Genomic DNA, 12,103 nt, shown 5'->3' on the forward strand with positions numbered 1-12,103 from the left:
TGCCAACGTGTACCTGGCTTCTGCTGAACTGGCTTCGGTGGCGTCCATCCTTGGCAAGCTGCCAAGCGTCGAGGAGTACATGGAGTACGCTGGCAAGATCGACAGCATGGCGGCGGATGTTTACCGGTACCTGAGCTTCGACCAGATCGCCGAGTTCCGTGAAGCGGCGGCGAATGCCAATATTCCGGTGGTTCAAGCGTAACGAAACACAGCGTTGAAAAAGCCCCGCCTTCTGACGGGGCTTTTTTATGGGCCTTGAGATACCTCCTCGTTCCCACGCGCAGNNGCCAGACGCTCTGCGTCGATCCGCCTACGCGACGCAGAGCGTCGCCGGATGCATTCCCACGCAGAGCGTGGGAACGAGGAATCAACGCGATATTTCAGACTTCCGCACCGCTATACCACGCCACACCCTCGGTATCCTCCGTCACCACGACCTTCCCCCGCGCCACCAGATAATTCAAATTGGCCAGGCTCTCCCCCGTGGCAAGCGACAACAGCCCGCCATCGATCTTGCGAGCGAACAGCGCCGAAAATACATCGACGACGCGCCTGGGGCCTTCGGCCAGCAGCTCCTGCAGCCGGTCGAGGGCGCGGCGGTGGCTGCCTTCGAGGTGGTTCAGCCGCGCATGCAGGCCATGGAATGGATCGTCATGGGCCGGCAACACCAGGACGTCATCGGGTATCTGCTGGCGGAGTTTGTCCAGCGACTCCAGCCAGTCATGCATGGGGTCGGCCAGCGGTTCGGTCGGGAATACCGACACATTGGAGGAGATGCGCGGCAGCACCTGGTCGCCGGAAATCAACAGCTTCAGTTCAGGGCAATAGAAACAGGCATGTTCGGGCGAATGCCCGGCGCCGACCACCACGTGCCAGTCGTGCTCGCCGATGCGCAGGGTCTGGCCGTCGCGCAGGCGCCGGTAGCTTTGCGGGAGCGGCGAGATCATTTCACCGAAACTGCCGAACCGGGCCTGGTAGTGGGCAAGCGCCGCCTCGTCCCATCCTGCCCGGCGATAGAAATTGACGCCCTCGACGGGCGCCTCGCGACCGGTGTCGGCAGCCAGCACGCGACAATTGAGATACTCGTCGCGAGTCATCCACAATTCACAGGCGTATCTGCGCGTCAGCCAGCCGGCCATGCCGACGTGGTCAGGATGCATGTGAGTGACCAGCACGCGGCTGAGTCCCTGCTCGCCAAGGGGGGCACCTTCGCCGATCAGGGCATCCCAGGCCTGCACGGTCTCTGCCGTGTGCATGCCGGTATCGAAGATGGCCCAACCGTCCCCATCGCGGACAGCCCACAGATTGATATGCGACAGCGACAATGGCAGCGGCATGCGAAGCCACAGCACGCCCGCGGCGATCTCTTTTACCGTGCCCGTGGCCGGTGGCTCGCCGCACGGATAGACCAGCGGCACCCGCACCGGCTTGCTCGCCGGCGTGCTGGCTGTCGCCTCGTCCAGTACCGCCGTGGTCTCGTTGAAATCCTGCATGCTGTCTCCCGAATGTGGCATGAACCGGTCCACTGGGAAGCTAGCATGAAGCGCTTGCCCGCCCCGGCTGAAACTACAAAATTTTACAGGGCAGAAGTGCCAAATCGCCTCACAGGTCTTCGAGCCTGCGCCGCCTGCGCCCTAGCCATCCACCCGAGGCGGCCCAGATCAGGGCCAGTGCCACACCGATGAACATCGCCAGTTGCGGATGTTCGCCCAGCACATCCAGCCCGCGCTTGACCCAGCCGCTGACCGCATCGCCACCGCGGTACACCACGGTATCGATGAAGTTCTTGGCTTTGTATTTCTCTTCGGGCGCCAGCACCGTGTAGAGCATCTCTCGCCCAGGACGAACCAGCGCGTACTCTCCGGCCCGGCGGACGACCATCACCACCACGAACACGGCAAAACCCGGTGCCAGCGCCAGCCACAGGAAGCCGGCGACCATGACCAGGGGCACAGCCACCAGCAAGACGCCCACGCCCAACTTCTGCGCGATGCGGCCGGTGAAGAAGATTTGCGTCAGGATAGCGAGGGTCTGCACCACCGCATCGATCAGGCCGAACACCTGGGTCTGGCGGGTGCGATCGGCAAACGTCTGCGCCACCAGCCGCGCCTGCTCGATGTACAGGAAGGTACTGACACTGGCCAGCAGCACCACGAACAGCGAGATGCCCAGCAGATAAGGCGAATACAGGACCGCCGTGGCGCCTGCGAACGGGTTGCCGCCCAACGGTCTGGAACGCGGATGTTCGACCTCGGCGGGCAGAGGATGGCGATCGCGCCAGTGTTGCAGGTACAACGTCGCGCCGATGCTGCCGAGCAGAAACAGCGTCGACAGCAGCACCAGCCCCGAATGGCCGATGATCCCGACCAGGGTTGTGCCCAGAATCGGCCCGACCAGCCCGCCCAGGCTTGCGCCCCCGGCCAGCAAGCCGAACAGGCGCTTGCCCTGCTCGTTGGAGAACAGGTCGGCCAGTACACTCCAGGCCAGGGAAATGACCAGCAGGTTGAACACCGACAACCAGATGTAGAACGCCCGGGCGGCCCAGAGGTTATCCGGCTGCACCGCGAAGATGGCCGCGAACAGCAGCAGGTTGCTCGCCAGAAAGCCGTAGGTCCAGGGCAGGATACGCCGCCGCTCGACCTTTGAAGCCACCCAGCCGAACAGCGGCAGCGTCATCAGGGTGACGACAAAGGTGCCAGTGAACAACCACTGCAGATTGTCTACACCACCGGACACGCCCATGGTCTCGCGCACCGGGCGCAGCATGAAGTAACCGGCGAACAGCAGGAAGAATAGAACCAGGCCGCCGACCACGGCGGCGCCCTCTTCTTCGCGGACATGCAAGCCCTTGCCCAGCAGGACGCCGAGGCGACTGCGCAGTACCGGCTCGGACATGTGGCCCCTGCCCTCAGGCGAATTGCTGGATCAGGCTTCGCTGCTGCTCGGCGCTGAGTAACGGACCGGTCCCGGCCTTGAGCTGGTCGAGCTGGCGGTCGGGTCGGCTGGTCGCGGGGATCACCGCGGTCACCGCCGGATGGCTGATGGCGAACTTGAGAAACAGCTGGGCCCAGCTGCCGATACCCACCTCCGCCGCCCATGGGGGCAGCGCCTGGTCCTTGACCCTGGAAAACAGCCGGCCATCGTCGAAAGCCCGATTGATCAGCACCGCCACGCCTTTGTCCCGGGCCAGCGGCAGCACGGTTCTGGCGGCATTGGGCGAGTTGACCGAATAGTGGATCTGAATGAAGTCGAGCTTTTCCTTGCGCAGCAGCCGCTCCATTTCCTCAAGGCCGCTGTCGACATAATGGGTGATACCGACGTAACGGGTCTTGCCCTGGGCCTTGAGTTCATGGGCGTAGGGCAATTGCTCCTGCCAGTCGCGCATGTTGTGGATCTGCAGCAGATCGACTTGGTCAGTGCGCAGCTTCTGCAACGAGCCAGCCCACTGTGCCCGCGCATCGGCGGGGCTGTCGGCGGCAATCTTGGTGGCCAGGAACGTTTCCCGGCGCCAGCCACCCTCGGCCAGCAACTGGCCAAGTATCGCGTCGGCGCCGCCGTAATTGGGCGAGGTATCGATGACCCGCGCGCCATGCTGGAAGAACTCCTGCAGCACTTGCTTGAGCTGCTGGTACTGTTGCGACCCAGCCTCGACTTCGAAACTGCCGGAGGTGCCGGCACCGATCACCGGCAGCAACTCACCGGTAGAGGGGATCTTGCGGGTCTGCAGGGGCGCTGCCCCCGCCTCCTGGGCGAAGGCAGCCCCAGGAACGACCAGCAAACCAAGGCCCGCCGTGGCTGTGGTTGCGAGAAAGTGGCGACGGGTGAACATGCTCAAGTACCTTTCACTGGAGCGCACCTGTCTAGCGTAGCCTGCCCGGAAGGGGTAGTTTCATGGATTATCCCTTCGGGCAGGAACACGGCTCACAACCCCGCTGAAGGTCGCTCATGCCAAGGCTTCATTCCCGTCGCAGCTTCCTGCGTGCCTCCGTGGCCACGGCCGCCACCGGCGCTGCCCTGTCCTGGTTGCCCGCCACGATCCGACAGGCCCTGGCGATCGAGGCCAACAGCGTCACCGGCACTATCAAGGATGTGCAGCACGTGGTCATCCTGATGCTGGAGAATCGCTCGTTCGACCACTACTTCGGCACGCTCAAGGGCGTGCGCGGCTTCGGGGATCGCTTCCCGATTCCATTGGCCAGCGGCCAGCCGGTCTGGTATCAGAGCGACGGCGTACGGGAAATCACCCCGTTTCGCCTGGACATGGCGCACATGAACGCGCTGAAGGCCCACAGCACCGCCCACAGCTTTGCCGATACCCAGGCAGCCTGGAACCAGGGCAGCTACGGCTTCTGGCCGAAGTTCAAGGTCGACGGAGATACCGGCCAGATCAGCGGTCATAACATGGGCTATTACACGCGCGAGGAAATTCCCTTCCAGTTCGCACTGGCCGAGGCGTTCACCCTGTGTGACAACTACTTCTGTTCCGTACTGTCGGGTACCGAGCCGAACCGCATCGTCTTCTGGTCGGGCGCCAACTTCGACCCGGCGCAGCGGCGCAAGGGCCGTAACGCCACCCCCGAAACCTCGGAGCCGAACAACCTGCGCTGCACGATTACGGGTACCTGGCCTACACCGGGTTACCGCTACAGGAGCAATGGTTTCGATTGGCCAACGGTGCCCCAAGTGCTGCAAAAGGCAGGTGTCAGCTGGCGCATCTATCAGGACCCGAACGACAATTGGGACGGCTCGATGAATGGCTGCCTGGCATTCAACGCATTTCGCAACGCCGAACCCGGTTCGGCCATCTACGAGAATGGCATGAGCAAATGGTCGATGGACGACCTCGCCAGCCATGTGCAGAACGACACACTGCCGCAGGTTTGCTGGATACTGCCGTCGCAGCAACAGTCCGAACACCCCAGCGGTTCCAGCCCGGTCAGCGGCGCCGATTTCACTCATCGCGTGCTCGCCGCCCTGGTGGCCAATCCGCAGGTCTGGAGCAGCACCGTGCTGTTCATCACCTACGACGAAAACGACGGCTTCTTCGATCACGTCCCGCCCCCCGCAGTCCCCTCCTTGAACCCCGATGACTCACTGGCCGGCGCCGCGACCCTCGACCTGACAGGCATGTACTTCCATGCAGGAGCCGATACCCACCGCTACCTCGACCCTGTCGACACCGCCAGCGGCACGCTGCGGCCTTACGGCATGGGGCCGCGAGTGCCCATGTATGTGGTGTCGCCGTGGAGCAAGGGCGGCTGGGTCAGCTCGCAAGTCTTCGATCACACCTCGGTCGCGCAATTTCTCGAGCGACGTTTCGATCTGCTGGTGCCGGCGATTTCGCCCTGGCACCGGGCCGTCAGCGGCGACTTGAGCGACGCTTTCGACTTTGCCGCGCCGAACGATCCGACCTTGCCTGGCCTTCCCGACACCCGCCAATACGCTTCGATAGAAGCACAGCAGCTGACCTTGCTGCCGGCCACGGCCCCCGCCACACTGGCGAGTTTCGTCCAGGATCCCGGAACGCGGCCGTCACGCGCGACACCCTATGTACTGGAGGTCAATGCCAGCACGTCCAATGATGGCAAGGTAACGCTGCAGTTCGTCAACAGCGGCCGCCAAGGCGCGGTGTTCCATGTCTACGACATGCGGCATCTGGAGCGTATTCCACGGCGTTACACCGTGGAAGCGGGCAAGGTCCTCGATGACAGTGCCTGGCAAGCGGCCAGCGCCGACGGCAGCTATGACCTGATCGTCTTCAGTACCAATGGGTTTGTTCGCACTTTCAAGGGCAGCGTGGCCACTGCGTTGGTGCTGAAACTTGCGTACGACACGGCGGGTGGTGCCATTCGTTTGCAGGTGAGCAACTCAAGCCCTGAGCCCGTGAACGTCACGATCACAGCCAACGCCTACCGCGACGATGGCCCCTGGACCCTGAGCATTGCGCCCCGTGGTCAGGCGGCGAACACCTGGCGCCTTGACCAGAGCGGCAACTGGTATGACTTCACCGTGCAGGCGGCTGGCTTCGAGCGGCGCTTCGCCGGGCGCATGGAGAACGGGCAGGGCTCAATCAGTGACCCGGCGATGGGAGCCTGAAGCAAGCTTATACCTCGTTACCTCGTTACCTCGTTACCTCGTTCCCACGCTCTGCGTGGGAATGCCGTACCAGACGCTCCGCGTCGACCTACGCGAGCGCTTTGCTGCGCGTCTCTGGATGCATTCCTTTGCTGCGCGTGGGAACGAGTACTTTTGCCATTCTCCAATTGTGAACGATACAGTCATTATTATTCAGTTTATGGAAGCTTAACTCGGCGCTACTCTGGCCTCGTTCCCCACCATTTTCCGGATGGCATCATGACCATTTTTTCCAGCCACACCCATGCCGTATCCATCAACCCGACCACGGGCGAGGCGATCGGCCATTACCCGTTCGAATCCGACTCGGCACTGGACGCCGCCCTGTCCCGGGCCGCGGCTGGCTTCTCGATCTGGCGGCGCAAGTCGGCAGAACAAAGGGCCCAATTGCTGATCGCCCTGGCCAAGGTACTGCGCGAAAATATCGAGCCGATGGCACGGATGATCACCCTGGAAATGGGCAAGCCCGTGACTCAGGCACGTGGCGAAATCGAAAAGTGCGCGGGTCTGTGCGACTGGTACGCCAGCCACGGCCCGGCCATGCTCGCCCCCGAGCCGACCCTGGTCGAGAACAACAAGGCGCGCATCGAGTACCGTCCGCTGGGCCCGATCCTGGCCGTCATGCCCTGGAACTTCCCCATCTGGCAGGTGCTGCGTGGCGCTGTTCCGGCACTGATCGCGGGCAATACCTATGTCCTCAAGCATGCACCGAATGTCATGGGCAGCGCCTATCTGCTGCTGGATGCCATCAAGCAAGCCGGCTTCCCTGAAGGTGTATTCGAAGTCATCAACGTGACCCCGGATGGCGTCTCCAAAGCCATCGCCGACCCACGCATCGCCGCCGTGAGCCTGACCGGCAGTGTGCGTGCCGGTACCGCAATCGGCGCACAAGCCGGTGCAGCGCTGAAGAAATGCGTACTGGAACTCGGTGGCTCCGACCCTTTCATCGTGCTTAACGACGCGGACCTGGACGAGGCCGTCAAGGCAGCCGTCATTGGCCGTTATGCAAACACTGGCCAGGTCTGCGCGGCCGCCAAGCGCCTGATCGTCGAGCAAGGCGTGGTGGAGGAATTCACCCGCAAATTCGTCGAGGCGACCCGCGCCCTGGTGGTCGGCGACCCACTGGCAGCGGATACCTACATCGGCCCGATGGCCCGCTTCGACCTGCGTGACGAACTGGACCAGCAGGTCCAGGCCACGCTGGCAGAAGGCGCGACACTGCTGCTCGGTGGCCAGAAGGCGGCAGGCGCCGGCAACTTCTACGAGCCGACCGTATTGACAGATGTCACCGATCAGATGACCTCGTTCAAACAGGAACTGTTCGGCCCGGTGGCGTCGATCATCACCGCCCGGGATGCCCGCCATGCGCTGGAATTGGCCAACGACAGCGAGTTCGGTCTCGCCTCGACCATTTATACCCGCAACGTCGAATTGGCCGAGCAGCTCGCCGCCGAGCTTGATACAGGCGGTGTGTTTATCAATGGCTATTGCGCGTCGGACCCACGCGTGACCTTCGGTGGCGTGAAGAAGAGTGGCTTTGGCCGCGAGCTTTCCCACTTCGGCGTGCGCGAATTCTGCAATGCGCAAACGGTCTGGCTGGATCGTCGTTGATCTGAAAATGGCGTAGGGAGCCTGCGGCTTCCTACGCCAGCCCAAATTTATAATAATTAGCAATATCATTTATGCGCAATCAATCAATCCCTCGTTTTCATGTTTTGCGCACTTCTCCCTTCCTACTAATAACTTCGAATTATATATAAGTAGTTTGAAGAGACTTAAATTCCTTCGCAGATATGCGCGCCAACCCTTTGGAATACATATCATTAATCTGCGTCAAAGTTGCACCTCCCCGTTTGCCACCACCCGACGCCCGCCGCCCTTCACAGCCTTTTCACACCTCATTGACGGCTCATTGACATCTGTCGGCCCGGATCTAGTCTTTCATCCGTGAATAATTCTCAGAAACAAATTGTAAAAAAATAACACTTACCACCTATCAGAAATGTCTCGACAGCAAGTCGGGCGTTCAATCCGGAGTTCAAACCTTTTCACTGAAGCGCGCATTTTCACGCCTGTTATGGAGTTGAGGATGAAGCCAACGTTGAAAATTTATATCAGTGGGCTGTACTGCGGCCCTAACCCTTCGGCAGGCGTCGGTGTGGCGCGATCCCTGCGCCTGGCCTACCCCGACGCCACCCTGATCGGCGTCGACTACTCCAACCGCAGCAGCGGAATCCACTCACCCGATTTTGACGATGTCTGGATTCAACAGCCCTGGAACAAGCTCGACCTGGATGCCTACGCAGCCACTGTCCGCGATCGACTCGAGGAGGAATCAGCGTACTGGATCTCCTGCCTGGACCTGGAAATTCTCTGGATGGCCCAGGCCCTGGGTTCGTATCCACGGCTGCTGATCCCGCCGCGTGAAGCCCTGAATCAGATCGCCAAGCCCGCAGTCCCGGCGCACCGAGGGCTGCCGGTCGAGATACCGCCGTTCATGTCGACCATCGAAGACGACTGGACACTGCATACCTTCGGCCGCCGGCACGGCTGGCGGGTCTGGCTCAAAGGGCCGTACTACGATGCGGTCCGGGTCAATTCGTGGCCGGCGTTCATGGCCTTGCGCGCGGCGCTGCAAAGCACCTGGAAAACCGAAAAGCTCTTTTTGCAGGCCCACGTGCGCGGGCTCGAGGAATCAGTGAGTTTCAGCGCCTATCGCGGTCACCTGCTGGACGCCATACACATGGTCAAACGCGACGTCACCCCTGAAGGCAAGACCTGGGGCGGCCAGATCCTGGAGCCAACAGCGGACTTCCTCACCCCCCTCAGGGAAATGGTCAGCGCGCTGAACTGGACCGGGGGCGCGGAGCTGGAAATGATCCATGATCCGGCTGGGGAATTCTGGTTGATGGAGATGAATCCGAGGTTTCCCGCCTGGATTCACGGAACGACCCTTGCCGGGCGCAATCTGGTGGGCCAGTTGGTGGAAGCCGCGAGCGGCGTCCCCATGTGCCAGGCCCAGCGACAATCAGACGAGTTCGCCCGCATCGTGCTAGAAATGCCCGTGCGCTCCGGCTATCCGGTACCTCCACTGCAAGAACCCCTGCACGGCAGCCAACAGCCCAGTGCGAAATATCCGTCAGGGATGCCCAACCTGGCGCACCGGCTGCACCAGCTTCAACGCCTCACCCGCCCTGTGCTCGCAGCGGAACCCGCCCCGGTGCCTGCCAGCATTCCTGCGAGTTTCATCGAAGACATTCTGGGCGTCGATCTCGATCACGTGCAAACGCCGTTTCACATCCTGCTACCGCGTACGGCGTTACGCAGTTTCAGCCAGCTTGCCACGACCACGCTCGCCGCCTCGTCGGCACAATGCGACGTCCGAGCGGCCTATAGCATCAAGACTAATCCGGATGAACGCCTTGTCGCGCTTGCCCGGGACACGGGCTTTCTGGCCGAGGCGATCAGTGAACGGGAAGTGGCCAAGGCGCTCGAGATGGGCTTTGCACCAGGGAACGTCATTCTCAACGGTCCGGCCAAGGGTTGGCCGAGCCAGGTCCTGGCGCATCCCATCCACGCGATCTTCTGCGATTCGATCGAGGAGTTGCGCCAGGTGGTGCAGCGCGCAAGCGATGGCGAGGACGTGGCGAAAATCATCGGCGTCAGGCTGCACGGCCCGCAGTTGATCTCTCGTTTCGGCATACCGGTGTCGTCCCATGAAGCCTTCAACGAGATGATCAAACTGCTGCGGGCACTGCCGCAAAGTGTTGAGATTGGCTGCCATTTTCACATCGCCAACAGCTTTTTCGGGGTCGAGCAATGGTGGCGGCTCTATGAATCGTCGTTGCGCTGCGCCAAAGCCATCGAATCCTGCACAAACCGCACGGTGGCGTGCGTGGACATTGGCGGCGGCTGGTTCCCCGACGACTTCGAAAACGACCTTGTGCCAAAACTGGGCAATGCCGTGGCACAGGCGCGCGAGGCCCTTCCCGGTCTGCGCCAATTCATCCTGGAGCCGGGCAAGGCCATGGTGCAGCACGCAATGGCCGTCGCGGTGCGCGTACTGGAGGTGCGCAAGCACCGGGGGCAACCCGAAGAAATCGTCGTCGATGGGTCGATCGCCGAGCTGCCGCACGCCTCCCAGTACCCCCATCGCATCCTGCAAAAGGACCACAAGACCGGCCAATGGCAACCGATGGCCCGAGGCAAGGCGCGGATCCTGGGAAGGCTGTGCATGGAGGACGACATCCTGGCGCCCAATGTCCAACTGCCCGAGGACATCGCCGAAGGCAAGATCCTCGCGATCTGCGATGCCGGTGGCTATGACAGCAGCATGACCTACACCTTTGGCCGAGGTAATACCCATGGACTTTAGTCCGTCGCTTCCCGACGAGATCACGATCGATACCTGGCACACCCATCCTGCCTCCTGCCTTTCCCATCATGGACAAGCCTGTTGCCACAACGCGAGGAACTGGCTGATCAGCCAGGACTACAGCCTCGACACCGTGGGCGGCATCGACAGCCAGCTGCTCTCGGCGCCGCGCTGGATCCCTGAGCGCTATGAATGGGGGCCTTCGCCCTGGCCGTTGTACTGGTGCGACGCCATCGGGATGAAGAAACTCGACTGCGGGGCGTTGGCGGCCATCGCTCGCGAGGTCTACCTGGCGCGCGGCGTCGAAGCCGCACCCGTGCAGCTCATCCAGCGGCTTTCCAGCCATGCGATTGGTCAGTTGCGCAAAATCTGGCGGGACGGGCCCGGGTACTTCAACTGGTTGGCCGAAGACAAGATCTATCACGAGGCCGTGGCCGTAAGCCTCGACGGGACGCGGATACAGATCTGGGACGCCACCAACGGCTGGTGGATAGGTCCGACGCAGACCGAAGGGTACGGTGCCGTGCTCCAGGTGAAAGTGGGCCCGTTTCAGCCCGATTCGCAGCAAACCCTGCACTGGGGCGACCGCGAGCTGACGCCCGGCAGCTGGACCCGGATATGTACTTGACCGGACCCACCACAAGCGGCGTGCGCGCGCTTTTTTTCGGTATCAGCCAAAGCGTGTTTCAGCAGAATGGGTACACCGGACTCATTCTGCTTGGCGGGGTGTTTCTCAGTTCACCCAGGGCGGGCCTCGCCGCTCTGCTGGGGCTGTTCACCAGTACCGGGCTGGCGTGGGCGATGGGCGCCGAGCGTGGTCTGGTCCTGATCGGGGTCTACGGATTCAATGGTTTCTTTTCGGGCCTGGCCGTGGCGTCCTTCCTCGAACCCATCCCCGGGCTCTGGCTTGTCGTGGCCATTGGTGGCGCCTTGGCGGCAGTGCTGACCACTGCGTTGCGGCGACTCCTGGGCCGCTGGCAGCTCCCTGTGCTCAGCGCTCCTTTCGTCTGCGTGATGTGGCTGATCCTGCTCCTGGCCATCCAGTTCGATGGCCTTGCTCACGCCGCGGATCCTCTCCCCGGGCTGGCCCAGCGCTGGCTGGCAGCATCCGCCAGGCCATGGTGGGAGCTGTTGACGAATGAGCAAGGGATCGCCAGTGTCCTCCTCAATGGAACGCTGCGAGGCGTCAGCCAGATCTTTTGTCAGGACGATCCGCTGGTGGGTCTCATCTTCCTGATCGGGCTGCTCGCGAGCTCGGCCCGGGCCGCCACGCTCGCGGCAGCCGGTGCATTGACCGGTACCCTGGTCGCGCTGCTCATCGGTGCTCAGGACTGGGCGATCTTTCACGGTTTGTACGGCTTCAACTCCGTACTTAGTGCCCTTGCCGTATTGACCCTCAGTGCAAAGCCAGGCTGGCGAACCCCGATTGCGGCGCTGTTGTGCGCGGCGGTCGCGGCGATCGCGACCGGGGTAATGATCCCGCTGTTGCGCCCTGCCGGATTGCTGGTGTTGAGTGCTCCCTTCTGTCTTGCTTCCTGGACGTTTCTGCTGGCGTTGCAGGAGCGTCATCCGGTGTTGCAGTAAAAAACCCCC

The 12,103-nt window shown here is 62.2% G+C and carries 9 protein-coding genes; 6 read left to right on the top strand and 3 right to left on the bottom strand.

Annotated elements, in window-relative coordinates; all coding sequences use genetic code 11:
- A partial coding sequence (locus F2S13_RS21980; protein WP_166364756.1) for a hypothetical protein occupies positions 1-202 on the top strand: 202 nt, incomplete at its 5' end.
- Between the two features lie 178 nt (positions 203-380).
- On the opposite strand, the gene F2S13_RS21985 is transcribed toward F2S13_RS21980, so the two are convergent.
- From F2S13_RS21985 to F2S13_RS21995, 3 genes are all read right to left on the bottom strand, one after another.
- A complete protein-coding gene (locus F2S13_RS21985; protein ID WP_246237970.1) occupies positions 381-1,514 on the bottom strand; it encodes an MBL fold metallo-hydrolase in 1,134 nt (377 codons plus the stop codon).
- Positions 1,515-1,602: 88 nt separating this feature from the next.
- A complete protein-coding gene (locus F2S13_RS21990) occupies positions 1,603-2,895 on the bottom strand; it encodes an NTP/NDP exchange transporter (RefSeq protein WP_166364758.1) in 1,293 nt (430 codons plus the stop codon).
- Between the two features lie 13 nt (positions 2,896-2,908).
- Positions 2,909-3,829 carry an aldo/keto reductase gene (locus F2S13_RS21995; RefSeq protein WP_166364760.1) on the bottom strand — a complete coding sequence of 307 codons (921 nt, stop codon included), beginning with the start codon at positions 3,827-3,829 and terminating at the stop codon, positions 2,909-2,911.
- 116 nt (positions 3,830-3,945) lie between these two features.
- On the opposite strand from F2S13_RS21995, the gene F2S13_RS22000 reads away from it, so the two are divergent.
- The 5 genes from F2S13_RS22000 to F2S13_RS22020 all read left to right on the top strand — a co-directional run bounded on the left by F2S13_RS22000 (position 3,946) and on the right by F2S13_RS22020 (position 12,094).
- On the top strand, positions 3,946-6,096 hold the full coding sequence (locus F2S13_RS22000) for a phosphocholine-specific phospholipase C (RefSeq protein WP_166364762.1): 2,151 nt from the start codon (positions 3,946-3,948) through the stop codon (positions 6,094-6,096).
- Positions 6,097-6,354: 258 nt separating this feature from the next.
- Positions 6,355-7,746 carry an aldehyde dehydrogenase family protein gene (locus tag F2S13_RS22005; protein WP_166364764.1) on the top strand — a complete coding sequence of 464 codons (1,392 nt, stop codon included), beginning with the start codon at positions 6,355-6,357 and terminating at the stop codon, positions 7,744-7,746.
- A 478-nt stretch (positions 7,747-8,224) separates the two neighbouring features.
- Complete coding sequence (locus F2S13_RS22010; RefSeq protein ID WP_166364766.1) at positions 8,225-10,510, top strand: hypothetical protein; 2,286 nt, start codon at positions 8,225-8,227, stop codon at positions 10,508-10,510.
- The gene (locus F2S13_RS22015; protein WP_166364768.1) at positions 10,500-11,138 is read left to right on the top strand and encodes a hypothetical protein; all 639 of its coding nucleotides are present in this window, start codon (positions 10,500-10,502) and stop codon (positions 11,136-11,138) included. Before F2S13_RS22010 ends, F2S13_RS22015 begins: the two co-directional genes overlap by 11 nt.
- Positions 11,129-12,094 (top strand): urea transporter, encoded by a 966-nt coding sequence (locus tag F2S13_RS22020; RefSeq protein WP_166364770.1) that lies wholly within the window; start codon positions 11,129-11,131, stop codon positions 12,092-12,094. Before F2S13_RS22015 ends, F2S13_RS22020 begins: the two co-directional genes overlap by 10 nt.
- The last annotated feature ends 9 nt before the right edge of the window (positions 12,095-12,103 follow it).

It is taken from the genome of Pseudomonas akapageensis, from assembly GCF_011355085.1.
Taxonomy (GTDB): domain Bacteria; phylum Pseudomonadota; class Gammaproteobacteria; order Pseudomonadales; family Pseudomonadaceae; genus Aquipseudomonas; species Aquipseudomonas akapageensis.